Source organism: Paenibacillus pasadenensis DSM 19293 (assembly GCF_000422485.1).
Lineage (GTDB): Bacteria > Bacillota > Bacilli > Paenibacillales > Paenibacillaceae > Paenibacillus_O > Paenibacillus_O pasadenensis.
Genome location: NZ_AULW01000039.1, coordinates 100230 through 126778, shown reverse-complemented (window position 1 = coordinate 126778; position 26549 = coordinate 100230). Strand labels below are relative to the sequence as shown.

Genomic DNA, 26549 nt, shown 5'->3' with positions numbered 1-26549 from the left:
CAAGGTGACGCTGCCAGCGCGGGTAATGACGTCGCGCTCGTAGCTGCCGTTGCGGTAGCCCTTGCGCTCGCTGGTGCGCTCGTACGTCTGCGCCGCCAGCTGATCCGTCGCCTGGGCTGTCAGCACCTGATTCAGCACCGTCTCCAGCAAGCGGGCCACTCCCGCGTCCCGATCGGTTCCGATAAACAGCTGGTGCAAAATGTCCTGATCTACGGTAATCTGGTATTGAGTCATGTGTAGGCACTCTCCTTGGAATGTTGGTCTCGACAACTTCCATTCTAACCGAGAGTCCTACCATGGCTTTCCTTTTTATGGTCAGGAGCATTTTACACAATTATATGGACTTAACTCCGTTCGGACCTCCGTTTGCCCGAGTTACTCGGTTTTTCCGCGCATCTCCGACCGTTCGGACCTCCGTTTGCCCGAGTTACTCGGTTTTCCGCGCATCTCCGACCGGTTCGGCCTCCGATGGCCCGAGTTACTCGGTTTTTCCGCGCAACTCCGACCGGTTCGGCCGCGTGCCGAGCGAGCTGCCGTCCCCCAGGTATGCGGAGGACGGCCCACTCTCCCAAAAAATGGGGAGCAGGCGACGCAGGGACAAGGCAAGCGAAGCGAGACGATGCCTTTCGGAGAAGCGGCAGCGGTCCTCTTGGAAGACGGATGGCCTCCGAATAGGAGGTCGGGCAATCAGGGCATCCGGCTTCCAGTGGAATCGGAGAAAGGCTCGGCTCGCGCAGCGGGCTTCTTGTCCATCAGAGTGGCTCGGCTCGCGCAACCTCTTTAACGCCGAAAAAGCGGGCTATATGCCCGCTTTCTTGCGGTATTCGCCCGGCGACATGCCGGTCGCCTGCTTGAACTGGCGGTTGAAGTAGACGATGTTCTTGTAGCCCATCCGGTCGGCGATCTCGTAGATCTTGAGCGTCGGCTCCTCAAGCAGGGAGCAGGTGAGCTTCAGCTTGCGCTCGAGCAGATAGTCGCTGAAATGCTGGCCGGTCTCCTCCTTGAACAGATGTCCAAGGTAGTTCGGCGTGAAGCTGAACTGGGCGGCCGTCTCCTTGAGCGTCACCTTCTGCTCCAGCCGCTCCTCGACATAGGCCTTGATCTCGTCGATCAGCTTGCGGCTGTGGCGGCGGCTCTTGATGAGCAGCAGCTCCGACAGCTCGAACAGCCGCTTGCGCAGCCAAGAGAGCAGGTCGTTCATCGTCTCGAACTGGAACATGACGCCAGGCTCATGGGTGTCCCACTTGAGCAGCTCGTACAGGTTCTCGTCCATCGCCTGCAGGTCGGCATGCAGCTTGGACGTCAGGCGCAGCACGAGCGGGTACGCCTCGCTGCGGCGGAGCCGGCCGGAGCCGCCGAACAGCTCCAGCAGGCAGTCGTCGATCTCGACGAGATCGTACTGCAGGATGGCGGCGAGCATCCGGTCGATGACCGCCTCCTGGGCGGCGGACGGACCTTCGTCGCCGAGCGGCTCGGGACTCTCGCGCAGGACGCGGTTTTTGCCGAGCAGCCATTTGGCGCTCAGCGCCGCCTGCGCCTCGCGGTACGACTCCGGCAGCTCCTGCCAGCGCCCCGCCGGACGGCCGACGCCGATCGTGACCGTCAGCGGGAAGCGGCGCGCAAGCTCGGCGACGAGCTCCTCGAGCCGCGGGTCCGCGCCCGCCCGCGCGATCAGCACGGCCCGCGCGCCCGGCAGGCCGGCGAGCATGAGCCCGAGCTGCCGGCGCTCCGCGAAGTCGTGCAGGAACGCGCCCATCGCGGCGATATGGCGGTCGCGCTCCGCCTCGCCCAGCGCCGCGGCCTTCCACTCCAGATCGTCGATCTCGATCAGCGCGCAGCTGGCGCCGTGCTCGGCGGCCGGCAGCAGGTAGGGCTGCAGATGCTCCTCCAGCAGCGGCGAGCGGTCCCCGCCGAGCCAGCGCAGCAGCAGCTCCCGCGCCGCCAGCGACAGCGCCTCCGAGACGCTGCGGCTCGTCCGCTTCTCCTGCTCGACGTCGCGGCAAAGCGTGCTGAGCATCGCCAGCAGCTCCTCGTCGTCGACCGGCTTGAGCAGATAGCCGGACGCGCTCAGCCGCAGCGCCTCCTTGGCATAGTGGAAGTCCTCATGGCCGCTGATGAATACGATCTTCACATGCGGGCGGGCTTCCTTCGCGCGGCGGGCGAACTCGATGCCGCTCATGATCGGCATGCGGATGTCCGTCAGGATGACGTCCACCTGCTCGCGCTGCAGCAGGTCGAGTGCGGCGAAGCCGCTGCTCGCCGTGCCCGCCACCTGCACCGGCAGGCCGCTGCCCGCGACGCGCCGGCGCAGCCATTCCAGATCGACGGCCTCGTCGTCGACGAGCAGCACCCGGATCGGCATTGCTTCGTTCATCGGCCTTCCTCCTTTTCTTCCCGGACGATGCCGTCCTCCCACTCGCCCTCCGCGGGGAGCAGGATGCGCACCGTCGTGCCGCCGCCAAAGACGCTGCCGACCTCAATGCCGTAGCGCTCCCCGTAGCGCAGCCGGATGCGCTCGTCGACGTTGCGGATGCCGTAGCTGCCGCCTGCGCCGGCGGAGCCGGACGCCCGGACAGCTGCCGCCGGAGCGAATTCGGACGGCTCGCCCGCGAGGCCGGCTGCGGCAGGCGCGGCTGCGGAGCCGGCCGTGCCGGAGCGCAGCCGCTCCAGCGCCTCGGCGTTCATGCCGACGCCGTTGTCGATCACCTTGAGCTCCAGATCGGCGCCGAGCCGGCGGGCCGTGATGCGGATGGCGATGCTCTCGCCGTACCAGGCATGCTTGAACACATTTTCCACGAACGGCTGGAGGATCAGCTTCATCACCCGCAGCTCGCCGATGTCCGGCTCGGCGTCCAGATGCACCGTGAAGGCGTCGGCATACTTCACCCGCTGGATGTCTAGATACGTCTGCACCTGCTCCAGCTCCTGGCCGAGCGGGATGAGCACGCGCCCCTCGTTGAGCGACAGCCGGTAGAAGCGCGACAGCCCCTTGACCATCTCCGTCACCTGGCGCGTCTCGCCCATGTTGGCGAGGCTGCTGATCGTGGACAGCGTGTTGTACAGGAAATGCGGGTTGATCTGCGCCTGCAGCGCCTCGAGCTCCGCCTGCTTGCGCTTCTGCCCTTGCGCGAACACGCTGCTGATCAGCTCCTTGACATGCTCGGCCATCGTGTTGAACGCATCGGCGATCTGCACGAACTCGTCCTTGCCGGAGAAACGGATCCGCTTCTCGAGGCTGCCGTCCTGAAACGACTGCACGAGCGTCACGATCTTGCGCATCTTGCGCCCGGACAGCCGCGCCACCATGAAGCCGATGAGCGCCATCACGGCGAAGCTGACCGAGCAGACGCCGACGATGACGAGGCCGAGCCGGCGCGCGTCCTCCTGCAGATAGCGCTGCGATACGACCGCCTGGATGACGTAGCCGCTGCCCGGCACCGCCTCGCTCAGCGTCAGATGGCCGGGCGCGTCGGCCTCGTGGGCGTCGCCCTTTTCGTACAGCGTCCGTCCGCTCGGCTGGTCGAGCAGGCGCAGCGTCATGCCCTTCTCCACGGGGAACGCGTCGAACCGTCCGAGCAGGTCGTCGAGCCGCGCCGTGATGCGGATGTAGCCGATCGCCGTCTGATAGTCGCTGTAGGAAAGGAGACGCGTCAAATGCGACAGCTGCCGATGCTCCGCGTCGCTCTCCACCTGCATCCAGCGGCTGCCGTCGCCGGCTCCCGCCTGCTCGGCCCAGGCGCTCCCGCGCAGCCTGTCCGCCGACAGCACATAGTAGTCGCTGCGCTCGATCTTCGTCGACGGATCGTCGCCCTCGATCTCGTACAGATCGGGATTCGTCGTGTACAGCTCGATGCGCAGCGGGTTGCCGAACAGCTGCAGCGGCTCCTGCAGCTTGGGCACGATCTCGTCGAGCATCGTGAGATACGCCTGCAGCTCGTCGCCGCGCTTCTGCAGCGCGCGCTGGAACGGCACGCTGCCGAACAGCGTGTCGGAGATGCGCTTGATCTCCTCCATCTGGTAATGCATGTTCGTGCGGGTCTGCTGCATCGCCGCCTGGATGTTCGTGCGCGCGATCTCCGTCCGCGACTCGACGAGCATCCGGTACGAGATCGTGCCGATCAGGGCGTCGGTGACGAGCACGAGCAGCAGGTACGGAATCATCATTTTATAGGAATAAGGGATATAGGACTTTCTCTTCGCTCCTGACATCGCTGCCGCCTCCACCCGGTAGGAGTTTTGAGAACTAATACCCCATTGTACCTTTACCGCCCGCCGGATGCCTACTGCGCGGGGCAACGCTTTTTTATATGTTTTCCACGATGGCGGAAGCGGATACCGCAATCGCTGCGGTCCCCGCCAGAGCCGCTGCCGCCGCCGGTCCCCTTCGTCGTTGAATGTGGATAAGAAATCATGGCTGCGCTCACTGTCGGGAAATCTTGGTAAGCGCTTACGATACAGAGGAATCCACTTCGCAAGGAGGAAGATGAGGAATGAATCGATTGGGACAATCCGGACAAAGGCAGGAAGAAGCGCATGAGACGCCGCTAGGCGGACAGCTGCAGGAAACCCCGGCTCGACTTGGCGAAAAGCATGAGCGGCCTGGCAGCGGACGGCAAGCCTGGAAGCGCAGATGGAAGCAGACGGCCGCCATCCTGATGGCGGCGCTGCTCCTGCTGCTCGCTCCGGCATGGGAGGGCGCCGGCGCTGGGGTCGGCGGCAAGGCGGAGGCAGCGCCGGCCTTCGCCAAAGGAGCCGACATCAGCTGGGTGGCGGCCATGGAGGCGCAGGGCTACAAGTGGAAGGATAAAAACGGCGTCACGCGGGACATCTTCAACATTCTCAAAAACGACTACGGACTGAACTCCGCCCGCATCCGCGTGTGGGTCAATCCGAATATGAGCGACTACGGCAACGGCTACCTGAACGCCGACAAGGCGGCCGAGCTGGCGGCGCGGGCAAAGGCGCAGGGCATGAGCGTCATGCTGTCGCTTCATTACAGCGACTCGTGGGCCGATCCCGGCAAGCAGACGAAGCCCTATGCGTGGACCGGCTTCACCTTCAATCAGCTGATGGACGCCGTCTGGTCGCATACCGTATACGTCATGAACACGATGAAGGCGAAGGGCGTCACGCCGGACTGGGTGCAGATTGGCAACGAGACGAACGACGGCATGCTGTGGCAGGACGGCCGCGCGTCCGTCAATATGAAGAACTACGCCTGGCTCGTCAATACGGGCAACAACGCGGTCAAGAGCATCTTTCCGTCGACCAAGACGATCGTGCATCTGGCCAACGGCTACGACAACGCGCTGTTCGTCTGGAACATCGGCGGGCTGATCGCGAACGGCGCGACGTTCGACTACATCGGCATGTCGCTCTATCCGTCCGTCTCCGACTGGCAGACGAAGGTGACGCAGACCGTCGCCAATGCCAATGACATGATCGCCCGCTACGGCAAAAGCGTCATGATCTGCGAGATCGGCCTCGACTACAATCAGCCGGCCGCGTCGAAGAGCTTCATCGCCGATATCAAGACGAAGATCCGGAACATCTCCGGCGGCAAAGGCCTCGGCGTGTTCTACTGGGAGCCGCAGTCGACGCCGGGCTACAACGGCGGCTACAACAAGGGCGCCTGGCAGGCCGACGGCAAGCCGACGATCGCGCTCGACGGCTTCTTGAACTAGCCGGCGGCCGGGCGCGGCGCGAGCTGCGGCGAGGCAGCTGCGGAGAGGCAGGGCGGCGGGCTCGTGGCCGCGGAGAGGCAGGGCGCGGCCTCGTGGCCGAGAATTCGGCCGCACGCTTATGGCGGGCTCGCTGGGGGCGCTGCAACCCGATATAATCCGGCTGCGCGGCTCCAGCGAGCCCTTCACGTCTCTGTAACCCGATATAATCCGGCTGCGCGGCTCCGGCGAGCCCATTGCGTCTCTGCAACCCGATATAATCCGGCTGCACGGCTCCCGCGAGCCCTTCACATCTCTGCAACCGGATAAAATCCGGGTGCATGGCTCCGGCGAGCCCATCACGTTTCTGCAACCCGATATAATCCGGGTGCACGGCTCCGGCGAGCCCATTGCGTCTCTGCAACCCGATATAGTCCGGCTGCACGGCTCCCGCGAGCCCTTCACGTCTCTGCAACCCGATATAATCCGGCTGCTCGGCTCTGGCGAGCCCTTCACGTCTCTGCAACCCGATATAATCCGGCTGCACGGCTCCCGCGAGCCCTTCACGTTTCTGCAACCCGATATAATCCGGCGGCGCGGCTCCGGCGAGCCCTTCACGTTTCTGCAACCCGGTATAATCCGGTTGCCCCCCGCCATCCGGCGCAGCAGCTTCGCCGCTGTGCGTTCCGGCAAGCCTTCCACGCAAAAACCGCCGCTTCCCGAATCGGGAAGCGGCGGTTCTTTTCGATATAAGCTCTAGCTCGGCTGACCGGCGTAAAGGCGGTCGCGCATCGCCTTTACATCGTCGCTCTCGAGGTACTCCTCGTAGGTCATGAGGCGGTCGATGACGCCTCCTGGCGTGATCTCGATGATGCGGTTGGCGATCGTCTGCACGAACTGATGGTCATGCGACGTGAACAGCACGGTGCAGTCCGTGTCGATCAGGCCGTTGTTGAGCGCGGTGATGGACTCGAGGTCCAAGTGGTTGGTCGGTTCGTCCATGACGAGCACGTTCGCGCCGGACAGCATGATCTTGGACAGCATGCAGCGGACCTTCTCGCCGCCGGAGAGCACGCTCGCCTTCTTGAGCGCCTCGTCGCCGGAGAACAGCATCCGTCCGAGGAAGCCGCGGATGAACGACTCATCCTGATCCTTGGAGTACTGCCGCAGCCAGTCGACGAGGTTCATCTCCACGCCGTCGAAGTACTTGGAGTTGTCCTTGGGGAAGTAGCCCTGGATCGTCGTAATGCCCCATTGGTACGTGCCGGCATCGGCTTCGGACTCGCCCGTGATGATCTGGAACAGCGCCGTTTTCGGCAGCGTGTTCGGTCCGACGAAGGCGATCTTGTCACCCTTGTTGACCGTAAGCGTGAAGTTGCTCAGCAGCTGCTCGCCGTCGACGTTTTTGGAGATGCCCTCGATCAGCAGGATCTGCTTGCCCGCCTCGCGCTCGCCCTTGAAGTTGATGAACGGATACTTGCGGCTCGAAGGACGGATGTCGTCGAGCGTGATCTTGTCGAGCATCTTTTTGCGGCTCGTCGCCTGCTTGGACTTGGACTTGTTGGCGCTGAAGCGCTGGATGAACGCCTGCAGCTCCTTGACCTTGTCTTCTTTTTTCTTGTTGGCGTCGCGCTGCAGCGCGAGCGCCAGCTGGCTGGACTCGTACCAGAAGTCGTAGTTGCCGACGTACATCTGGACCTTGCCGAAGTCGATGTCCGCGATATGCGTACACACCTGGTTCAGGAAGTGGCGATCATGGCTGACGACCACGACGGTGCCTTCATAGGTGGAAAGGAACTTCTCGAGCCATTCGATCGACTGCATATCCAAGTGGTTGGTAGGCTCGTCGAGCAGCAGGATGTTCGGCGTGCCGAACAGCGCTTGCGCCAGCAGGACGCGGATCTTCGCGTTGCCGTCAAGCTCCTTCATGAGCTTGTCGTGCAGGTCCGGCGTGATGCCGAGGCCGTTCAGCATCTCGGCTGCCTCGGACTCCGCTTCCCAGCCGTTCATGTCGGCGAACTCGGCCTCGAGCTCGCCCGCGCGCATGCCGTCCTCGTCCGTGAAGTCGGACTTGGCGTACAGCGCGTTCTTTTCGTTCATGACGTCATAGAGCTTCTTGTGGCCCATGATGACGGTCATGAGGACCGGAACCTCGTCGTATTCGAAATGGTTCTGCTTGAGCACGGCCATCCGCTCGCCCGGCGTGATGTGGACCTCGCCCGTGTTGGGCTCGATCTCGCCGGAGAGGATCTTCAGGAACGTCGACTTGCCCGCTCCGTTCGCCCCGATCAGGCCGTAGCAGTTGCCGGGGGTGAACTTGATGTTGACGTCTTCGAAAAGCGCCCGCTTGCCGTAGCGAAGCGAAATGCCGCTAGTGCTGATCATATGTGGAAATCCCGTCCTTCATCTATGGATTAGGCGGATGTCCGCCTTGCCTCATCGTCTCGGGCAGGGACCGGATCGGCCGCAGCCCCGCTTTCCCTGCAAAAAAACAGACTTCCTTCAGTATAGCATAAGATTCGGAATCGTGGGAAACGAGGGAGGGCTGCAGGCGACATCATAGTTTAGAAACGCTTCGTTTACGAAATCCCTGCTCTTTTAGCAAGATCGCTCTCCTCTCCTACGGGCAGAACCCCTATTCATGAGCCGACTCCATTTCCCCAAAACAACTTCCATCCCTTATCGGTGATGTGGTAAGCATGATGCCGAGCATTTCCATTTCCTTTGGCAGCCAGCCACCCTTGATCCATCAGTCGGCGCGTAATCTTGCGAACGGTATCCTCCTTAAGTCCAAGCCAAGCTTGTGCATCGGGTTGACGGAAGATTCGCCCATTAGCGGCCAGCCTCAGCAACTCTCTATCTTGGATAGGGAGAGCTCGAATTCCTTGATTCGCGTTTCCGTGACCGCAACGCCCTACCAATTCATATACCGCTCTTCGGCACTGCTCCCCTTTTTTATCCAGCTCGTCCCAACTAAACGGCAAATAGCGATATCCGAACAAAGTCATTGTTCTTATCCTTTGCCGCTCCATAGAAAATCGTTCTCTGGTCAACAACTCCGCATGCGGCACATACCCATCACACTCAAAAACCGTCTGAAGCGGTTCGTGGAACAAGTCCGCGTAAAAATTATAGCCGTTCGGACTTTTGAACTCATACTCCAGCCTGAATCCATCCAAGGAACCAAAGACCGGGAAAAGGACCGTTTCTATCAGCTTGATGGTGCCGTGCAAATTTCTTTCCAGCATTTCAAGTCGCTGACCCTTTGCACCGCTTCTCTCCTTCTCAATGAATTCGCTGACCCGCAGATCTACCACTACAACCACTCCTTATTCTAAGAATAAAAAACGCCGCTTGCCCACTGGGCAAGCGGCGTGTTCTTCACGCAGCAACTAGCTTCTATTGAAATCTAAATCCGAATCTACAATAAAAAGGGAAATTTCGCAACCACGAAATCCAAAGCTTTGAAAACGTCCTGTCTACCTGCACAGGGACGCCAACCTGGTTGCAGCAGTCTGGCTCGCTCCGGCAGAGCCTCTAACCGGATTTTTTAGGCTTGCAGCCGTCCAGCTCGCTCCGGCAGAGCCTGTAACCGGATTTTTTCGGCTTGCAGCTGTCTAGCTCGCTCCCGCAGAGCCTCTAACCGGATTTTTTCGGCTTGCACCTGTCTAGCTCGCTCCCGCAGAGCCTCTAACCGGATTTTTTCGGCTTGCAGCTGTCTAGCTCGCTCCAGCAGAGCCTCTAACCGGATTTTTTCGGCTTGCATCTGTCTAGCTCGCTCCCGCAGAGCCTCTAACCGGATTTTTTCGGCTTGCAGCTGTCCAAGTTGAACCGTCTCAGTTGTAACTCGATCTTTTCGACTTAATACCTGCTGATACGCCTGTTCGAAACAAGTCCAGACCCGCTAGATCGCCGGCATCACGTTGCCGCCGTTCACAGGCAGGTAGGCGCCGGTGATGAACGAAGCGAGATCCGAGGCGAGGAAAGCGACCGCGTTGGCGATCTCCTGGTCCGTACCGCGGCGGCGCAGAGGGACGGAGCTTTCATAGCCTTCGCTGCGCTCGGTGCCATTCTCGCGATCGCGCTCGCTGATCGTCCAGCCGGGCGCAATCTGGTTGACCGTGATTCCGTCCGCTCCGACTTCCTTGGCGAGTACGCGGTAGACGCCGTCCATGCCGCGCTTGCCCGCCGTGTAGGCCGACTGCGTCGGAAAGTTCTGCATCGCGCACTCCGTGTTGATGCCGATCATCCTGCCCCAGCCGCCTTGCTGCATAGCCGGGACGAAGGCTTTGGCCAGATGGACGCTCTGCAGCACGCAGGACTCGAACTGGCTGACATAGTCCTCCACCGGCTGCTCCAGCACGGACGTCCAGCTGTACTGGACGACCGCGTTGGCGACGACGATGTCGACCGGCTTCATCCCGGAAGCCGCGGCCGCGCCCGCCATCGCCAGCACGGAGTCCAGCCGCGTGACATCCGCCTGGGCGATCATGACGCTGCGCCCGAGAGCGGCCAGCTCGGCGTGAAGCTCTCTTGCCTTGGCCTCGTTGCCGTGATAGTGCAGCACGATGTCGGCTCCCGCCTGCGCCAGCGTGCGCGCGATGACGCGGCCGAGCTGTCCCGTCGATCCGGTGACGAGCGCGACATGGCCCGACAAGTCGAGCCGGATGCCGCCCGCTCCGTCAGCGCCGATTTCCGTCTGCGGCTGGCGTTCGGCGCTCATCGTCCCGCCTCTTCCCGCTTGCCGTCAGGACGGGCGGATCGATCCCTTGCCGCGCCAGCTGCAGCGGATCGATCCGTTGCCTCGCCAGCTGCAAGGGAAGCCTCGTCCGCTCCGGCCGAAGAGCTCCCATCCGCATCGACCGAGCGGTCCGAGCGGAGAACGGCTGATTCATCAGCCGCTCCCGCAGCGCCGTCCAGATCGAAGTCGATCTCCAGGAATCGGCTCACTTCCGCCTGCCAACGCTCCTCCACGAACGACACATGCGCCGGATGGGCATTGTACGCATCGTAGTCGGCCTGGCTGTCGAATTCCATGCTGAAGCCGAACCGATAGTCGTTCTTGGCGGATGTCTGGCGGAACGCCCCGAATGCCCGAACGACCGGGATCGAGGTCAAAATTCGCATCCCGTCTTCCAGAAACCGCGCTTCTTCCGCCGAGCCCTCCTCATGCCTTAAATCGAAGATCACCATATGCCGAATCCGTCCCTGCCGCTGCTCCATGCCCGGTCTCCTCTCCATCAGTCAGATCAATGATACGGTTGAAAAAGAAAAAGGCGACGGCTCTAAGCCGCCGCCAATCCGGACGCGCCGAGCCTCGCCGCTCGGCATCGCGTCCAAAACTCGCCTGCAACCGAAACCGGCTTCCCGGTTTCCCGGCTCATCGCGTCCGCGCTCGCTTCCCGTCCGCGCTGCGGCCAAGAAGCGCACGGCGTCTGTTCCAGCTTGCCGTCCGTCCCTTGCCGCTTCCACGCTGCCCGGGTCGCTCGCGCGTCAGTTCCAGCTCAGCTTGACTTCGCTGCCCGTGCGGGACGATTCGTAGATCGCGTCGAGGACGCGGTTGACGGTGAAGCCGGTCAAGGCCGAGCTGATCGGCTCGCGGCCGGTCTGCACGCACTCGATGAAATGGCGGAACATGAGCACGCGGTCCTCCTCGCCCTCGAGCGGAACGATGTCCTGCTCGACTACGCCTTGCTCGTCATGCGTGACGTAGGTGCCCGCGCTGCCGGAGTAGCTGGCTCCGCCCTCGGTGCCCATGAGGTGGATGAACGGATTCTCGCCGAGTCCGGCGGCATGCGCCGCCCAGCTCACTTCGAGCGTCAGCGTCGCGCCGTTGTCCATCTTGATCAGCGCCGTCGCCAGATCCTCGACATCATAGTAGCCGTCCCAGTTGGGCGTGCCCCAGTCGCCGACGCCTTTGCGCTGCGGGCCGAACTCGGCGTAGGTCGTGCCGAAGACGCTGACCGGGCGCGGGTTGCCCATCATGTACAGCGACAGATCGAGCATATGCACGCCGATGTCGATGAGCGGACCGCCGCCGGCCATGTCCTTGCGCGTGAACCAGGAGCCCCAGCCGGGGATGCCCTTCTTGCGCCACCAGCCGGCCTTGGCGTTGTAGATGCGGCCGAGCTTGCCGTCGTCGATCATGTCCTTGATCGCGCGGCTAAGGCCGAGGAAGCGCATCTGATGCGCGACCATGAGCGTCTTGCCCGATGCGAGCTTCGCATCGAGAATCGCGCGCGCGTCCGAGAGGCTGATCGCCATCGGCTTTTCGAGCAGCACATGCTTGCCCTGCTTGAGCGCCTCGATCGCCAGCGAAGCGTGGAACTGGTTCGGCACGCAGACGACGACGGCGTCGATGCTGGCGTCCTCGAGCAGATGCTGCGGGCTCTCATGCACGGTGGCGATGCCGTGCTCTTGGGCGCGCTGCTGCGCCAGCGGCAGGAAAGCGTCGGTTACGGCCGCGATTTCCGCTTCCGGGATTTTTTTGATCGTATCCATATGCACGTTGCCGATCGCGCCAGCGCCGATGATGCCGATACGGAGCGGGGAATGGGTCATAGTAGCTGAGTCCTCCTGTCAATTGAACAAGTCGACTTCAGTATACCACTGGGCACGAAAGCAATCGAGGACGAGTTGTGGCGCGTCTTTGTGCGATCTTGGCGTCGCAGGGCGGGCGGCCGCCGCGCTTCGGGCTCGGCTTTTCGCAGGCGCAGCGGCCATACTTCGCCGGGAACGGATCGTTCACGCTTCGCCATGCGCGCCTCGGTCGAGATCTCCGCGCTCGGTCGCGAGTCCGCTCAGCCGTTCATGCGCCACGTCTCCCCATGCGGCAGCAGCACGAGCCGGCCGGCCTCGAGCCCCGCCTGCCGGCGCGCGTTCTCCAGCCGGTCCAGCGCCTCCTGCGGCGTGTCGTCGGCGAGCTTGAACGCGCCGTAGTGCATCGGCACGAACAGCCGCGCCCGCGTGTCGAGGAACGCCTGCAGCGCCTGCTCCGGCGTCGTATGCTGCGGTCCCATGAACTCCTCCGGATCGTACGCTCCGATCGGCAGCATCGCCACGTCGATGCGGAACTTGCGGCCGATGTCCGCGAAGCCGCGGAAATAGCCGCTGTCTCCGGCGAAATAGACCGTCGGATACAGTCCGGCGCGAGGCCGTTCGGCGTCCGGATGGAACGGATCGAACGGCCCGGCGTCCGCGGCGGAAGCGCCATTTTCCGCTGCTGCTCCTTCCTCCAAGCCGCCGGGCCCGCCTGCCTCATCCGGACGCGGCGGATGGGAGCGGACGCCGCCCAGCGTGCCCTCGCCCGGCTCGTGGTCCAGCCCGTGCTCGGGCTGGATGACCCAGCCGCCCCAGTGAGAGGCGTTCATGTCCCACGGATTGCGGCGCGTCCAGTGCTGGCTCGGCACGAACGTCAGCTTGAGGCCGCGGAAGTGATAGCTTTCCCACCAATGCAGCTCATGCACGCGCGGGAAGCCCTTCGCCTTGAGCTTCGCCCCGAGGCCGGCCGGCACGAGGATCGTCTTGGAGCCGCCGAGACGGCGCAGCGACGCCATATGCAGATGGTCGTAATGCGAATGCGAGACGAGCACCAGATCGACCGGCGGCATCGACTCGAGCGGCACGCCCGGCGGCGTCAGCCTGCGCTGGAACGCCATCTTGCCCGCCCAGACGGGGTCGGTGACGATGTTGACGCCGGCCAGCTGCAGCAGGAACGTCGAGTGGCCGATCCACGTCATGGACGGCTTGCTCCGGTTATGATGAAGGAACTCCAGATCCGGCGGGCTGTTCGGGACGCAGAACGAGTAGTCCTTGCCTTGACGGTTCCAGATCTTTTCCTGCCTCCAGCGCTTGAAGTGCTTGGACGTCTTTTGCGTCGAGACAGGATCCATGTTGCCGAATTTGGACTTGGCCATGTTGGTCACCCTTTCGCCGGCTGCGGAAAATCGGTCGGTCGAGCTTCTGTTCCCTAACGATACAATTCGAGCCTGGTGAATGCAATGCTCAGGAGCGATGCGAAGCAACGCTCGGGAGCGATGTAAGGCAACGCTCGGGAGCTTTGCGCCCCCAGCGCTCAGGAGCTTTGCGCCGGTTCGCATCGCCCAGGCGAATGCGCTACACTAGAAGGACAGAGCTTGCTGAATACTTACCCTGAGGCGGGAGGAACGAAAAATGAACTTGATCTCCATCGAACCGACTCCGAGTCCGAACTCGATGAAGCTGAACGTCGACGAGACGCTGCCCCGCGGGCATCGCCATACGTATGTGCCGGCCGAGCCGGACGCCGCGCCGGAGCCGCTGCGCAGCCTGCTCGCCATACCGGGCGTGCGCAGCCTGTTCCGCACGGCGGACTTCATCGCGCTCGACCGCAAGCCGAGCGCCGACTGGGCCGCGATTCTCGCGGAGGCCCGCCGCATCCTGCAGGCGGAGGACGGCGGCGCGGCCGCGGCGTCGGATCCGGCCAGCGGCTTCGGCGAGGCGCATGTGCTCCTCCAGATGTTCCGCGGCATCCCGATCCAGGTGCGGGTGCGCCTGGGCGACGGCGAGACGCGCGCCGCGATGCCGGCGGCGTTCACGGACGCGGTCAGCCGCGCCGCCGGCTCGACGATGATCCGCGAGCGGAGGCTGGAGGAGTTCGGCGTCCGCTACGGCGATCCCGAGGAGATTGCCGCCGAAATCGTGCGCGAGCTCGAGGCCTCTTACACGCCGGAGCGGCTCGAAGCGCTCATCGAGGCGTCGCTGGCGGCCGGTCCCGGCGAGCAGGCCGCTGCGGCTCCGACCGTCAGGCCCGCGCCGCTGACGGCCGCGGAGGCCGAGCCGCTGCTGGCCGCGGAGGACTGGCAGAGCCGCTACGCCGCGCTCGACCGGCTGGCGGTCGACGAAGCCGCGCTGCCGCTGCTGGAGCGGGCGCTCGCCGACGACAACGCCAGCATCCGCAGGCTCGCCGTCGTTTATCTCGGCGACCTGCGGGAGCATCCGCAGGCGCTGCCGCTGCTCATCCAGGCGCTCGCCGACAAGTCGGCCTCGGTGCGCCGCACGGCCGGCGACACGCTGTCCGATCTCGGCGATCCCGCCGCGACCGGCGCGATGGTCGCCGCGCTCGGCGACCGCAACAAGCTCGTCCGCTGGCGGGCGGCGCGCTTCCTGTACGAGGTCGGCGACGACAGCGCGCTGGAGGCGCTGCAGCAGGCGGCCGAGGACAGCGAGTTCGAGATCCGGCTGCAGGCGCAGATGGCGCTCGAGCGCATCCAGCGCGGCGAGGAAGCCGCCGGCTCCGTCTGGCAGCAGATGACGGCGGCGCGCCGCCGGGAGACCGGCGAGGCCGAGCCGGGCTGAAAACGCCTTTGATCCGGAGCGCGATTGCCGCAACGCCGAAGCAACGGCAAAAAAGGGGAGGAAGCGAGCAGCTGCTCGGCTTCCTCCCCTTTTTGCGCTGCCGCTTGCGGAGCCGGGCAGCTACCGCATTTCAGACGATGCTCCCCTGGACGGCAGCCGGCGGATAGCCTCTAGCGCTTCCGCACTGCCGGAAGGCTCTCCGGCGCTTCCGGGTAAGGCTTCGTCCACTCGTGGTCCTGGCGCATCTCCTCGTCCGACAGCAGATAGTACCGGCGGCTGACCTCGTCGCCGCGGTCCGGCAGCGGATCGTCCCAGGTCACGTCCATATGATGCCAGCTGCCGTCGATGCGCACCAGGTTCCAGGCGTGGTCGCCGGTGTCGACCGTGCCTTCGGCGATGCGGGCATCGAGCCCTGCGTCGGTGAGCATGCGGTAGGCAAGCAGCGCGTAGCCCTGGCATACCGCCGAGCGCAGCTCGAGCGCCTCGTAGGCGGTATACCGCGTGAGCGACTCATCATACCGCACATGGCGCACGATCCAGTCGTGGATCGCGCCCGCCTTCTGCTCCTCGCTCATGCCCGGGCGGACCAGCGAGGCGACGATCTCCTTGGAGCGGCGGGCGACCTCGGCGGTCTGCTCCGGCGTCTCGCGGTACTTGGCCGTCATCGTGATCGTCGACGTGCCGGCCGCCGAGCGGATCTTGTAGGCGTACGATTGGAGCACATAGGCCGTGTAGTCGTCCTGGTAAAGGCCCTGCTGCACCAACTCCGGCATCAGCTCGACGAGCTGCTCGTGGCCGCCCTTGAAGGTCAGCCTGAACTCGGGGCTGCGGCTGCGAAAGCCTTCGGCCAAGCCGTCCACCAGCCTGGCGCGGGCTTCATCCGCCGCGGCCGAGATATCCGATCGCGGCTGGGCGGAGGCTTCGCCGGGCTGGCCGGGGGTTCCCGCCGCCGCCGAGCCGGCACTCGGCTTGGCGCCTTGGCCCGGGCCGCTTTCGGAGACGGATTCAGCTCCAGCGCCGGCCGGACCGCCGCTAGGCTCGGCTGCATCCGCCTGACTTTTCCCGAATCCAACCGCGCCGCTCCCCGGCTCTACCGCCGCGACCGTCGCCGCATCCGTACCCGCCAGGCCGTCCGCCTGCGCCGGACTGCCGACTCTCGCCTCCACCACGTAGATCGATACTGCCAGCGACAGCGCCAGCAGCAGGTTCGCGATCCGGTGCCTCATCGTCCATCGCCTCCCGGTTGTACGTCCGCATCATGTAACTATATGTGGACGAACCGGCGATTCATGAATCAATGGACTCGCGAAGCGGCATCGTCTCCCTGCCGCTCTGGCCGCTTCGGCTGAAGCGGTAGCGAAACGTCAGCGCAAGCAAGCCGACAACGACGAACAGCCCCGCATAAATGAGGCCGAACACCGGAAAAGCCCCAACGCCCGTTCCGCCGCCGAAGCTGTCCAGCAGACGGCTGAACGCCGCTCCCGCCGCGGCTCCGGTCAGGAAGTTGAGCAGCGAGACGAGCCCCATCCCGGCGCCCGCCTGATCGGACGGCAGCGTGCGGGAGACGGAGTTCATGAGGGAGATCTGCAGCATCGTCTGGCCGAGCTGGCCAAGCACGAGCGCCCCTCCGGCGATCCAAGGCGATGCTCCGGCGAGCAGCGCCATCAGGCCGAAGAAGGTCAGCAGCAGGCTGGCGGCGACGTAGAAGACGTACGCGTTGCCTTTGCGGTCCGCGAGCCGCCCGGCGGCGCGGCCGAGCAGCGCCGCGAGTCCGGCCGCCGGCACCATCGCGAAGCCGATGACGCCGGGACTGAGCTCATGCACGGAGGAGAGCAGCTGCGGCGTCAGGAAAGGCAGCGCGTAGCCCGAGACCATCGCCAGCATCATCAGCAGCAGCCCTTGGCGATAGGCAGGGATGCGGAACAGCGCCGGCCGCAGGAACGGCTCCCGCGCCGTGCGCAGCCGCAGCGCCAGCAGCAGGGCGAGGACGAGGCCGGCCGCGGCGTACCAGAGGCTCCATTCCGTCAGCGCGAGCAGCAGCGAGGCGCTCGAGCCGGCCAGCAGCAGGCCGCCGGCGAGATCGAGCGAGCCGCCTTTGGCCGGCTCGTCGACGAGATAGCGGCGGAACAGCGGAAGCGTGAGCAGCACGAGCAGCGGCGCGCAGAACAGCCAGCGCCAGTGCAGCGTGCTGACGACGAGCGCGGCGAAAATCGGTCCGATCGCGTTGCCGAGCGCGAGCGCGGAGGCGGTCATCCCGAGCGCGCGGCCGCGGACGGCCGGCGGGAAGTAGCGGATCGGGATGATCATCGCGGCGGCGGGCACGACGGCCGCGCCCGCCGACTGGATGAGGCGGCCGGCCAGCACCGCCCCGTAAGAGCTGGAGACGAGGCCGATGAAGGAGCCGATGATGAACAGCGAGAGGCCGAACGTGAGCAGGTTCTTGAGGCGGAACAGATCCGCCAGCTTGCCGTAGATGGCTGATCCGATCGCGTAGATCAGCATGTAGCCGGTCATCATCCAGCTGACCTGGGACAGCGACAGGCCGAATTCGGCCTTCATCTCGGGCAGCACGATCGTGAACATCATCGCGCTCATCGACGAGATCGCCATCGTGAACGCGAGCACGCCGATCAGCCGCTCGGCGCCTGGCCGGGGCTCGGTTTCGGCAGACGTTGGCGGGACGGACGGAGCGGCGGGCCGTTCGGTGGCGGCTGAGTTAGACGCAGCGGCGGCGGCACGTTCGTCGGCGGAGCGCTCGTCAGCCGGACGTTTATCGGACATAATCCATCATCCTTTCGTTGTAAGCAAGCGCACGCTTGCATTAAGGGCGAATAAAAGGCTAGAGCTTGAGCGCTCTAGCATACAGCTCGACCGAATGGCGGATCACCTCGCGGGATTCCGCGTCCGGCTCGGCCAGGTCGGAGTGAAGGCGGCTGATGAAGCAGCCGTAATTGACGTACATGAACGACAGCGCGAGCGTATCGGGCGGCTCGGCGCGAATGAGGCCGCGACGCTGCTGGTCGGTGAAATAGTCCCGCAGCAGCTCGCGCAGCTTTTCCCGATGGCGCGTGTGGGCATGCTCGCCGATCGGAAGCGATGCACCTTCCTTGTGCACGATCCGAATCAGCTTCTTGTTGCGGAACATCGCTTGCTGATACGTCTGGGCGATGAGGTGCAGGTCGCGCTCCAGCTCTCCCGTCAGCCGCGTCGCGAACAGCTCCGTCATGATGTCCGCATAATGATAGCGGTCGAGCGCCGCCTCCAGCAGGTTCGACTTGCAGCCGAAATGCCGGAACAGCGTCACCTCGTTGACGCCTGCGGCTGCGGCGATTTCCTTCGTCGAGGCGCCGAGATAGCCTTTTTCCGCCATCACCTCGATCGCCGCCAGCAGCAGCTTCTCCGCCGTCGATCTGTTCGTCTCCACTTCCCGCATGCCTCCCTTCCCTTGTGGTCGCTGTAAATGATGCTGGCTAGCACTCGTCGATTGCATCGTGATTGGGTGTGACTATGCTCATGTGAACGCTCGTTTTACTCTCGATGCTCGTGTGGCGTTCACGATCATTTATTTCGATGCTGCGCGCCTGATGCAAGTGTTCACTTGCATCTATTGGAGCTAGTATATGCCTTCCCCATTCGTCCAGTCAACGATTGAATAGCAGGCTGTTGCTTCGTGTGGCCGAGGGAGAGCCTTCCCTCGTTTTCACGCTGCTCGCCTGCAAAACCGATCCGCTCTCCCCCAACTGACCTCCCCTGTGGCGGCGCTACGCGGAAAAACCGAGCAACTCTGCTCGAACAGCGGCTCCAGCGGGGGCGTTGCTCGGATAAACCGAGCAACTCTGCTCGAATGGCGGCTCCAGCAGGGGCGTTGCTCGGATAAACCGAGTAACTCTGCTCGAACGGCGGGTCCAGCAGGGGAGTTGCGCGGAAAAACCGAGTAACTCTGCTCGAACGGCGGGTCCAGCAGGAGCATTGCTCGGATAAACCGAGTAACTGGGCTCGAACGGCGGGTCCAGCAGGAGCATTGCTCGGAAAAACCGAGTAACTCTGCTCGAATGGCGGGTCCAGCGGGGGCGTTGCTCGGAAAAACCGAGTAACGCTGATCTACCTGCCATATCCCGGTCGGCATTAAGTCGATAAAATCGGGTTAGCACGGTTCCAAGCGCGTGGGCAGACGGCTTTAACTCGAGAAAATCGAGTTAATGTGCTCCGGCGGGGGCTTCTGCTCGGCGGTAAGTCGAAAATTCGAGTTAGCAGAGTTCGAAGCGCGTGGACAGATGGCTTTAACTCGATAAAATCGAGTTAATGTGCTCCGGCGGGGGCCTCCGGTCGGCATTAAGTCGAAAAATTCGACTTAACAGCCTCCACTCCGCTCCCCCCGCCCATCCGGGCTTGGCGCCGGGCGATGCGCCGTCCCAGGCCGGCCCCGGCCGCAAGCCCGCAACGCAAAGAAGCGCCCGCACGGCCTGATGCCGGGCGGACGCTTCTTTGAGCAACAGGAGAACTGGCCTACAGCTCCCAATCCTCGCGAACGGCGAGGTAGAGCGCGGCCAGATAGGGCCGCGAGTCGGGGTAGGCCGCCCGGCTATGGCCGAGCTTCTCGGTGAAATGCAGCCAGATGCGCTGCTCCAGCCCCTGCGCGCCGACCGGCGGCTTGGGATCGAGCCGCTCCGCCCAGCCGGACAGCAGCTGCCAGTCGCGCTCGTCGAGCAGCGCGCGCTCCGGCTCGCCGAGCTCGCCGGCCAGGTCCGGCAGCAGCAGCCCCTTGGCCTGCAGGCGGGCGATCCGCTTGTCGATGCGCGCGCGGCGCTTCCGCTGCTCCGCCGTCGCCTCCGCGACGACGATCGTGCCGGCGACCATGTCGCCGAAGCGCTTGTCGGCGCGGCTGAAGAAGATCGCCGTGCTGCCGGCGAAGTAGCCCATCGGCAGGAAATCGAGCAGCCGGAACAGGTTGCGGATGACGACCGGCAGGATCGTCGCCGACTGGCCGCTCGCCTGGAGCACGCGGAGGCCCATCGCTTTTTTGCCGAACGTCTGCCCGCCGCGGTACGCCTCCATCACGATGAAGTAGCCGACGTTCATGACGATCAGCAGCAGGAACATGCCGGCGAACAGGTAGTCGTAGCCGTCGTTCGGGAACCAGGACGAGGACAGCAGGTAGATCGAGCCGGCAGTCCCGAACACGACCAGCGCCGACGCTGCGAGCAGCAGCAGCGCGTCGATCAGATGGGCGATCGCCCGGCTGCCGAGGCCGGCGGTCCGCAGCTGCAGCCGCACCTGCTCCGGCGTGACGAATGTCGTCTGTCTTTCAGAATAAGGATCTCTCATCGTCATGATCGGCCTTCCTTTCGAAATCGGGAGGCAGGCAGGCTCAGCGATCCGCGCGCGTCCCCGCCTCCGCTCCCCCCGCCCTGCTCGCGCTCGCCGCGCTTCGCGCCGTAGACGCAGTAGGCCGCGAAGGCGGCCAGCGTCAGGCCGGCGACGCCGTACTTGAGCTCAAGCGGCAGCGAAGCGGGCGTAATGTAGCCTTCGATGAGGCCGGCGATGACGAACAGCGGGATCGTGCCGAGCAGCAGCAGCGCGGATTCCTTGGCGGCCTGCACGAACACGATGCCGCGCGGCAGCTCGCCGGGCACGAAGAACTTGTAGCCCATGTAGAAGCCCGAGCCGCCCGCGATGAAGATCGCCGCCAGCTCGATGACGCCGTGCGGCAGGATGTACGCCCAGAACGTGTAGCTGTACCCGGCCTGCGCGAACACGGCGGCGAGTCCGCCGACGAGCATCCCGTTGAAGGCCATCAGGTAGATCGTGAACAAGCCGAGCGTGACTCCGCTCAAAAACGCCAGCACGGCCACGCGGATGTTGTTGGTCATGATCTCGGCCGAGACGATCGCGCTGTTGATGTCGCCGCGGTCGTCGGCTGTGCGCGCCGGATCGATGCGGTCGGCCATGCCGGCAGGCAGCAGCGAATGAATTGCCGCCGGATTGTCGCGCACGGCCATGTAGCCGAGCAGCTCGCCGAGCAGCAGCAGCGCCCCCGCCAGCGCGATGAAAGGCAGCCGCCGCTTCAGCAGCAGCGGGAAGCCCCAGAGCAGGAATTCGAGCGGCTTGCTGCGTCCGGCCGCGCCGCCCGCATACAGCTGGTTGTGCGCCCGCGACACGAGGTCGCCGAGCAGCAGCGCCGCCTCGCTCGCGGGCGCATGCGTCTGCAGGTAGGCCAGATTCGCCGAGGCGCTCCGGTACAGCTCCGCGAACCGGTCGAGCTGAGCGGCGTCCGGCCGCGCCTTGCGCCGCCCGAGCTGGGCGAGCAGGCCCTCGAGCTCCGCCCAGGCCGGCTTGTGCCGCCGGATGAATGTCGTCGTGTCCATGTTGGCTCCTCTCCTGACCTTTGCCGGATCAGATCTTGTCGCGGATGTCGAGATAGGCGCTCACCGCGCTGGTCGCCAGCTGGTCCGGAGAAGCGTCGAGCATCGGCACGCCGCCGCTGCCGAGCCGCCGCACGAGCAGCTGCCGCTCCAGCGCGTAAGACGCCGCCATGCTCCGCACGTAGGCGTCGCCGGCCGTCTCGGGAGGCCGCTCCTCGAGCTCGCGCAGCGCCGGATTTTGCAGCGACATCAGCACGAGATGATGCTGCTTGCGCAGCTTGGCCGCGTACGGCAGCAGCTCGGCGTCATGCAGGTAATGGTCCATGTCGGAAAAAAGCACCGCGAACGAGCGCCGCCGCACGCGCTGCAGCAGGAAGCCGAGCCCTACGGCGGCCCCCGCCTCGGCGTAGTCCGGCGCGATGTCGCTCGCCGCGCGGGTCAGCGTCTGCAGCTGCTCGAGGCCGCGGCCGGGCGGGATGAACAGCTTGACGCGGCTCGAATAAGCGATCAGCGCGACGAGATCGCCCTGCCGGAGCGCGGCGGCGGCCAGCGTCAGCGCCGCCTCCAGCGTCCGGTCGAGCTTGACCCGGCCGTCCATCTCGACGCCCATCTGGCGGCCGCAGTCGAGCAGCAGCACGAGCGTCTTGCCCTTTTCGGGCCGGTACAGGTTCGTCAGCAGCCGTCCGGAGCGCGCCGTCGCCCGCCAGTTGACCTCGCGGATGTCGTCGCCGGCCGCATACTCGCGGATCGCGTCGAACTCCGTGCCGCCGCGCTGGCGGCGGTGGATCCGCTTGCCGTCGACGAGCAGCGAGTCCTGCGCCGAGGCGAGCACGCCGCGCACGCCCGACAGGTCGGGATCGATGCGGATGCCGTCCTCGACGGCGAGCTGCGCCTGCTTGCGCCACAGGCCGAGGCCGCCGCTCCAGCGCATGTCCACCTCGCGGAAACGAAACCGCCCGCGCTCCAGCGCGCGGAGGCGGTACGACGCCTGCAGCCGGCCGCGCTCCAGCATGCCGGCCGCGCTCCGCCCGTCCGGACGGTCGAAGCGGTCCGGGATGTCGTCGGCAAGCTCCACGCGCAGCGGCAGCGCCGTGCGGCAGGTCAGCTCCAGCCGGACCGCGAACTCGCGGCCGATCTCGGCGCTCTCCGGCAGCTCGCGGCGCGCCGACCAGGCGGACGCACGCGGCAGCCGCGCCAGATCGGCGGCCGACAGCGCGGCGAGCGCGGCCAGCCAAAGCGCGGCGGCCTCCAGCTCGCGGCCGGCCGCTCCGGCAAGCGCGGCCGCAGCCCCGCCGCCGGCCGTCCACCAGGCTAGCCGCGGCGTCGGCAGCGGCGCGCGCCGCAGCAGCCGGTCAGCGAGGGACCGGAACCGATGCCAGCGTTTGCCGGATGATGCTTTCACCGGTCATCCCCTCCAGTTCCGCCTGCGGCGTCAGCAGCAGCCGGTGGCGAAGCACCGGAAGCGCCATTTCCTTGATGTCGTCCGGCGTCATGTAGTCGCGTCCTTCGAGCAGCGCCCAGGCGGACGCCGCCCGCAGCAGCGCGATGCCCGCGCGCGGACTCGCGCCGAGCTGCACGCCGTCGGCGTCGCGCGTGGCGCGCACGAGCGCGGCGACGTAGCCGTAGATGGCGTCCTCGACGACGACGTCCTCGACCCGGCGCTGCAGCTCCAGCAGCTCCTCCGGCGAGACGGCCGGCTCCGGCGCCGCTTCGCGGATGCTGCCGGCCCGCCGATGCGAGCGCAGGATGCCGATCTCCGCCTGCTCGCCCGGATAGTCCAGCACGAGCTTGAACAGGAACCGGTCGAGCTGCGCCTCCGGCAGCGGATACGTGCCGTCGTACTCGACCGGATTTTGCGTCGCGACGACGAAGAACGGCTCCGGCAGCGCGTAGGTCGTGCCCTGGATCGTCGTCTGCCGCTCCTCCATCGCCTCCAGCAGGGCGGCTTGCGTCTTCGGCCCGGAGCGGTTGATCTCGTCGGCGAGCAGCACGTTCGTGAACACCGGCCCTTTGACGACGGAGAAGCTCTGCTCCTGCATGCTGTAGGTCACGCTGCCCGTAATGTCGCCCGGCAGCAGGTCCGGCGTGAACTGGATGCGCCGCCAGCCGCAGCCCGACAGCGCCGCCAGCTCGCGCGCCAGGCTCGTCTTGCCGAGTCCCGGCACTCCCTCCAGCAGCACATGCCCGCCCGCGACGAGCGCGGTGACGAGCAGACGGACGTTGCGGCTCTGACCATGGATCCGCCGCTCCAGCGATTCGACCAAGTGATTCATCTTCTATGTCCCCTTCCCGGCTCGGCGCCGCCTCGCAGCAGCGCCGCCAGCTCGCTTGCTTCCTTGGATCTTGCCGTAAACTCGCGCCGCGCCGCCTTGCGGCCGGCGGCCTGCAGCGGCCGCTCCTCGAGCGCCCGCCGCAGGCGCAGCGCGTCCTCCTCGCTCCAGCGGCTGCGGGCGGCCGCGGCCGCCTGCTCCGGCGACGCCGCCGCAGGCAGCCCCCAGCGCTGCGCCAGCTGCTGCCGCAGCCGCCGCCGCTGCCGCTCCAGCGCCTCGTCCATGAGGCCGAAGCGCTCGTACCAGGCGGCCAGCGCCCGCACCGTCTCGTCGCCGCGCCGCACCGTCCACTCCCGCGGCACGCGCGTCGGACCGAAGCGCTTGCCGGCGCTCCAGAGCGCGAGCAGCAGCGCCAGCAGCAGCAGCGCGCTCGCCAGCAGCAGCGGACGCGGCAGGACGGCGAACGCCCCCGGCGCGGACGTATAGCCGTGATGCTGCTCGTCGAACAGGATCTCCGTCCAGCTTCCCGCGAGCAGCGCGGCCATCAGCTCGGCATGCGAGCCGCTGAGCGCCGTGCCGTTCTGCATCCAGCGCGGCTCGACGGCGAGCGTCGCGGAGCCGGAGCCGACGCTCTGGCGCGCCGCCAGCGTGCCGCGCTCGTCGGTCACGAGCGCTTCGCCCTCGCCGTCCAGAACGGCGATCCGCGGCGACGCCTCGGCCTGCGCCTCATAGGCGCCCGGGCCGAGCAGCGCCGACGCGTCCACGGCGGAGAGGGGAGCCTCTTCGTCCGTCCCGGCCTTCTGGTCGCCGCTTGCCTTTTCGTCCGACTCAGCCTGTTCATCGGATCCGGTTGCCTCGGACGGCTCGCCTTCATCCGGCGCTGGGCTCCAGCCTTCCGTCAGCTCCCAGAACGGCTGATCCGGCAGATCGCCGAGCAGCAGCACGGAATTCCCCGTCTTCAGCCACTCGTGCAGCGCCTGCCATTCGACCCCGCTGACGCCGGCCGGCTCCGCGGCGATCAGCAGCCGGCCCGAGCCGGCCGGCAGCTCGTCCCAGCGCTGCCGCCACTCGCCGACGAGCGGATGCCGCTCCTGCAGCAGCTCGCGCCATGCCTTGAGCCCGTCCGTATCCGACGAGAAGCTCAGGTTCGGCGGCTCGTCCCGCAGCTGCGGCCGGCCCAGCAGCAGGCCGAGCAGCAGGAACAGCGCCGCAAAAAGAGCCAGCAGCCAGACGCTGCGCTTGCTCCCCATCCTCATTGCGGCACCTCCTTGCCTTCGGCCTCAGCCAGCAGCGCCTTCAGCTCGTCGTACTGAGCCTGCGACGCTTCCAGCCGGCCGTACCAGACGCGCTCGAACAGCACCATCGCTCCGCGCAGGGCGGGCGCATGCGCAGAGCCGGCCGCAGCCAGCTCCTCCAGGTACTCGCGGTTCGTCTTCCACGCCTCGACCCTCAGCTCTCCGCGCTCCTCCAGCCGGAACAGGAAAGCGAGAAAGACGGCGCGCACGCCGTCCCTCCACTGTCCGCGCTCGGCGAAGCCTTCGCCGAGCCGGGCGTAATGCCGCCAGGAGCGGCTGTCGTCGCCCGCCTCCATCCAGACGCCGGAGCGCAGCCGGCCCGCCGGCCCGAAGCGGCGCAGCAGCAGCCAGCCCATCCAGCCGAGGAAGGCGGCGAGCGCGACGACGATCAGGATGGACAGCAGGCTGATCGTGCCCGGTCCGGGCTTCAGGTCGGGGAAGATCGCGGCGAGCAGCCGTCCGAGCTGCTCCACGATCCAGTCCCACAAGGAAAAGCCCGGCTCCTTGCGGTAGGCGGTATATTCCTCGCGGGAGAGGATCTCCTCCAGCTGCCCCCTTTCCGTCATGGACGAGGGCCGTCCCCGGAGCTGCCGCCCTCATCGGAGCGGTCTGTACGGTCCGGCGCGCCGTATCCGCCGCCCCAGCCCGCCGGAGGAGGAGGCGGCGTCTGTCCGCCGTACGGCTGCGCTCCGTCGAGCAGCGTCTCCAGTCCCCAGCCCTCGCGGCGCACGCGCAGGTCGAAGAACGCGATCGCATACGGCAGCACCCACAGCGATCCGATCAGGATCGAGACGAGCGAGTCGACGAGCGAGTTCAGCACGCCTCCGCCGAAGATCGCGGCCGAGCCGAGGCTCAGCACGCCGGTGAAGATGGCGAGCAGGATCCAGAGCACGAGGTAGAGCAGCAGCAGCCGCCAGAAGCTGCCTTTGGTCAGGCGCCAGCTCGCGCCGACGCCCGTGCCGCTCTCGTTCAGCGCGACGAACGGCAGATAGAACGCCCAGCGGACCGCGAAGAACGTGATCAGCAGCAGGACGCCGATGACTGCGGGAACAAGCAGCAGCATGGCCGGCCCTGCCCCCGCGTCCGTGCCGGACAGCGCCGCGGCGAACAAGATTCCAACCGCGAAAGCGAACGCGACGACAACGAGCAGATACAGCCCGAGCATGATGATGCCGTACAGCAGCGTGCTGCCGGTCAGCGGCCAGAGGCGGCGGAAGCCTTTTTTGAGCAGCTCGCCCGCGCTCGGAATTTCCTCGCCGCGCAGATGCGCCTGCACGAGATGCACGATCGCGGCGACCGAGACCGGTCCGAGCAGCAGCATGAGCACGAAGCCGAGCAGCACCGCCAGCACGGCGCCTCCGCTCAGTCCGGCTCCTTCGCCTGATTCGATCGACTGCAGGTAGCCGTCGATGCCGCCATTCCGGATGGTATCCATGAGTCCGGAGGTCGTGTTGGACGAATCGGTGGCGAGCGCCATCGAGACGATCGCCATCGGGCCGTACAGCGCCAGCATGATGATCGCCAGCGTCGTGAAGTGGGTGCGGTTCAGCTGGAAGCTGCGGTCGAGAATGCGGCCGATCCCCATCGGCCTCAGTTGTTGCGGTTGCTGCATGAATGTCCACCCTC

Annotated in this window: 21 protein-coding genes; 2 read left to right on the top strand and 19 right to left on the bottom strand. The window is 65.6% G+C overall.

The genetic code is table 11. From position 1 onward, the window contains the following. The 3 genes from H582_RS0106740 to H582_RS0106730 form a co-directional block, all read right to left on the bottom strand. Window positions 1-234, bottom strand: a 234-nt coding sequence (locus H582_RS0106740; RefSeq protein WP_028597928.1) for a transposase, incomplete at its 3' end; no start/stop codon positions are given. Between the two features lie 565 nt (window positions 235-799). Beyond that, the gene (locus tag H582_RS0106735) at window positions 800-2374 is read right to left on the bottom strand and encodes a response regulator (RefSeq protein WP_240478959.1); all 1575 of its coding nucleotides are present in this window, start codon (window positions 2372-2374) and stop codon (window positions 800-802) included. Then, window positions 2371-4209, bottom strand: coding sequence for a sensor histidine kinase (locus H582_RS0106730; RefSeq protein WP_028597926.1), 1839 nt, complete (start codon window positions 4207-4209; stop codon window positions 2371-2373). Before H582_RS0106730 ends, H582_RS0106735 begins: the two co-directional genes overlap by 4 nt. A gap of 446 nt (window positions 4210-4655) precedes the next feature. Between H582_RS0106730 and H582_RS0106725 the strand changes: the two genes are divergently transcribed. Further along, complete coding sequence (locus H582_RS0106725; RefSeq protein WP_043111029.1) at window positions 4656-5684, top strand: glycoside hydrolase family 53 protein; 1029 nt, start codon at window positions 4656-4658, stop codon at window positions 5682-5684. A gap of 732 nt (window positions 5685-6416) precedes the next feature. On the opposite strand, the gene H582_RS0106715 is transcribed toward H582_RS0106725, so the two are convergent. From H582_RS0106715 to H582_RS0106685, 6 genes are all read right to left on the bottom strand, one after another. Then, complete coding sequence (locus H582_RS0106715) at window positions 6417-8045, bottom strand: ABC-F family ATP-binding cassette domain-containing protein (protein WP_028597923.1); 1629 nt, start codon at window positions 8043-8045, stop codon at window positions 6417-6419. Between the two features lie 254 nt (window positions 8046-8299). After that, window positions 8300-8977, bottom strand: coding sequence for a hypothetical protein (locus H582_RS0106710; protein WP_028597922.1), 678 nt, complete (start codon window positions 8975-8977; stop codon window positions 8300-8302). A gap of 587 nt (window positions 8978-9564) precedes the next feature. Further along, window positions 9565-10383, bottom strand: a complete 819-nt coding sequence (locus H582_RS0106700; RefSeq protein WP_373864135.1) for an SDR family NAD(P)-dependent oxidoreductase — start codon at window positions 10381-10383, stop codon at window positions 9565-9567. After that, a complete protein-coding gene (locus H582_RS33320) occupies window positions 10380-10883 on the bottom strand; it encodes a Dabb family protein (protein ID WP_373864134.1) in 504 nt (167 codons plus the stop codon). Before H582_RS33320 ends, H582_RS0106700 begins: the two co-directional genes overlap by 4 nt. 270 nt (window positions 10884-11153) lie before the next feature. Beyond that, on the bottom strand, window positions 11154-12221 hold the full coding sequence (locus tag H582_RS0106690; RefSeq protein WP_028597919.1) for a Gfo/Idh/MocA family protein: 1068 nt from the start codon (window positions 12219-12221) through the stop codon (window positions 11154-11156). Window positions 12222-12460: 239 nt separating this feature from the next. Then, window positions 12461-13576: an MBL fold metallo-hydrolase gene (locus H582_RS0106685; protein WP_028597918.1), complete on the bottom strand. Its 1116-nt coding sequence runs from the start codon at window positions 13574-13576 to the stop codon at window positions 12461-12463. 256 nt (window positions 13577-13832) lie between these two features. On the opposite strand from H582_RS0106685, the gene H582_RS0106680 reads away from it, so the two are divergent. Further along, complete coding sequence (locus H582_RS0106680; RefSeq protein WP_028597917.1) at window positions 13833-14996, top strand: virulence factor; 1164 nt, start codon at window positions 13833-13835, stop codon at window positions 14994-14996. Window positions 14997-15166: 170 nt separating this feature from the next. On the opposite strand, the gene H582_RS29870 is transcribed toward H582_RS0106680, so the two are convergent. From H582_RS29870 to H582_RS0106630, 10 genes are all read right to left on the bottom strand, one after another. Then, a complete protein-coding gene (locus H582_RS29870; RefSeq protein ID WP_052333029.1) occupies window positions 15167-16222 on the bottom strand; it encodes a transglutaminase domain-containing protein in 1056 nt (351 codons plus the stop codon). A gap of 61 nt (window positions 16223-16283) precedes the next feature. Next, a complete protein-coding gene (locus H582_RS0106670; RefSeq protein WP_084136751.1) occupies window positions 16284-17777 on the bottom strand; it encodes an MFS transporter in 1494 nt (497 codons plus the stop codon). A 58-nt stretch (window positions 17778-17835) separates the two neighbouring features. Next, the gene (locus H582_RS0106665) at window positions 17836-18420 is read right to left on the bottom strand and encodes a TetR/AcrR family transcriptional regulator (protein ID WP_127464574.1); all 585 of its coding nucleotides are present in this window, start codon (window positions 18418-18420) and stop codon (window positions 17836-17838) included. A gap of 1082 nt (window positions 18421-19502) precedes the next feature. After that, window positions 19503-20327: an RDD family protein gene (locus tag H582_RS26335; RefSeq protein WP_052333028.1), complete on the bottom strand. Its 825-nt coding sequence runs from the start codon at window positions 20325-20327 to the stop codon at window positions 19503-19505. Beyond that, complete coding sequence (locus H582_RS26330; protein ID WP_084136750.1) at window positions 20324-21361, bottom strand: stage II sporulation protein M; 1038 nt, start codon at window positions 21359-21361, stop codon at window positions 20324-20326. The genes H582_RS26335 and H582_RS26330 overlap by 4 nt, the downstream gene beginning before the upstream one ends. 28 nt (window positions 21362-21389) lie before the next feature. Beyond that, the gene (locus H582_RS0106650; protein ID WP_028597914.1) at window positions 21390-22760 is read right to left on the bottom strand and encodes a DUF58 domain-containing protein; all 1371 of its coding nucleotides are present in this window, start codon (window positions 22758-22760) and stop codon (window positions 21390-21392) included. Next, complete coding sequence (locus H582_RS0106645; RefSeq protein WP_028597913.1) at window positions 22711-23631, bottom strand: AAA family ATPase; 921 nt, start codon at window positions 23629-23631, stop codon at window positions 22711-22713. Before H582_RS0106645 ends, H582_RS0106650 begins: the two co-directional genes overlap by 50 nt. Then, on the bottom strand, window positions 23628-24884 hold the full coding sequence (locus tag H582_RS29865) for a DUF4350 domain-containing protein (RefSeq protein ID WP_028597912.1): 1257 nt from the start codon (window positions 24882-24884) through the stop codon (window positions 23628-23630). Before H582_RS29865 ends, H582_RS0106645 begins: the two co-directional genes overlap by 4 nt. Next, a complete protein-coding gene (locus H582_RS0106635) occupies window positions 24881-25489 on the bottom strand; it encodes a DUF4129 domain-containing protein (protein WP_028597911.1) in 609 nt (202 codons plus the stop codon). Before H582_RS0106635 ends, H582_RS29865 begins: the two co-directional genes overlap by 4 nt. Further along, window positions 25486-26535 (bottom strand): glycerophosphoryl diester phosphodiesterase membrane domain-containing protein, encoded by a 1050-nt coding sequence (locus H582_RS0106630; RefSeq protein WP_127464617.1) that lies wholly within the window; start codon window positions 26533-26535, stop codon window positions 25486-25488. Before H582_RS0106630 ends, H582_RS0106635 begins: the two co-directional genes overlap by 4 nt. Between the last annotated feature and the right edge of the window lie 14 nt (window positions 26536-26549).

Excerpts from the sequence above, each read along its gene's own strand:
- H582_RS0106735 (WP_240478959.1), bottom strand. The coding sequence starts at position 2,374 with ATGAACGAAGCAATGCCGATCCGGGTGCTGCTCGTCGACGACGAGGCC.
- H582_RS33320 (WP_373864134.1), bottom strand. The coding sequence starts at position 10,883 with ATGGAGCAGCGGCAGGGACGGATTCGGCATATGGTGATCTTCGATTTA.
- H582_RS29870 (WP_052333029.1), bottom strand. The coding sequence starts at position 16,222 with ATGAGGCACCGGATCGCGAACCTGCTGCTGGCGCTGTCGCTGGCAGTA.
- H582_RS0106630 (WP_127464617.1), bottom strand. The coding sequence starts at position 26,535 with ATGCAGCAACCGCAACAACTGAGGCCGATGGGGATCGGCCGCATTCTC.
- H582_RS0106670 (WP_084136751.1), bottom strand. The coding sequence starts at position 17,777 with ATGTCCGATAAACGTCCGGCTGACGAGCGCTCCGCCGACGAACGTGCC.
- H582_RS0106635 (WP_028597911.1), bottom strand. The coding sequence starts at position 25,489 with ATGACGGAAAGGGGGCAGCTGGAGGAGATCCTCTCCCGCGAGGAATAT.
- H582_RS0106645 (WP_028597913.1), bottom strand. The coding sequence starts at position 23,631 with ATGAATCACTTGGTCGAATCGCTGGAGCGGCGGATCCATGGTCAGAGC.
- H582_RS0106715 (WP_028597923.1), bottom strand. The coding sequence starts at position 8,045 with ATGATCAGCACTAGCGGCATTTCGCTTCGCTACGGCAAGCGGGCGCTT.
- H582_RS0106690 (WP_028597919.1), bottom strand. The coding sequence starts at position 12,221 with ATGACCCATTCCCCGCTCCGTATCGGCATCATCGGCGCTGGCGCGATC.
- H582_RS0106680 (WP_028597917.1), top strand. The coding sequence starts at position 13,833 with ATGAACTTGATCTCCATCGAACCGACTCCGAGTCCGAACTCGATGAAG.
- H582_RS29865 (WP_028597912.1), bottom strand. The coding sequence starts at position 24,884 with ATGAGGATGGGGAGCAAGCGCAGCGTCTGGCTGCTGGCTCTTTTTGCG.
- H582_RS26330 (WP_084136750.1), bottom strand. The coding sequence starts at position 21,361 with ATGGACACGACGACATTCATCCGGCGGCACAAGCCGGCCTGGGCGGAG.
- H582_RS0106730 (WP_028597926.1), bottom strand. The coding sequence starts at position 4,209 with ATGTCAGGAGCGAAGAGAAAGTCCTATATCCCTTATTCCTATAAAATG.
- H582_RS0106685 (WP_028597918.1), bottom strand. The coding sequence starts at position 13,576 with ATGGCCAAGTCCAAATTCGGCAACATGGATCCTGTCTCGACGCAAAAG.
- H582_RS26335 (WP_052333028.1), bottom strand. The coding sequence starts at position 20,327 with ATGACGATGAGAGATCCTTATTCTGAAAGACAGACGACATTCGTCACG.
- H582_RS0106700 (WP_373864135.1), bottom strand. The coding sequence starts at position 10,383 with ATGAGCGCCGAACGCCAGCCGCAGACGGAAATCGGCGCTGACGGAGCG.
- H582_RS0106725 (WP_043111029.1), top strand. The coding sequence starts at position 4,656 with ATGGCGGCGCTGCTCCTGCTGCTCGCTCCGGCATGGGAGGGCGCCGGC.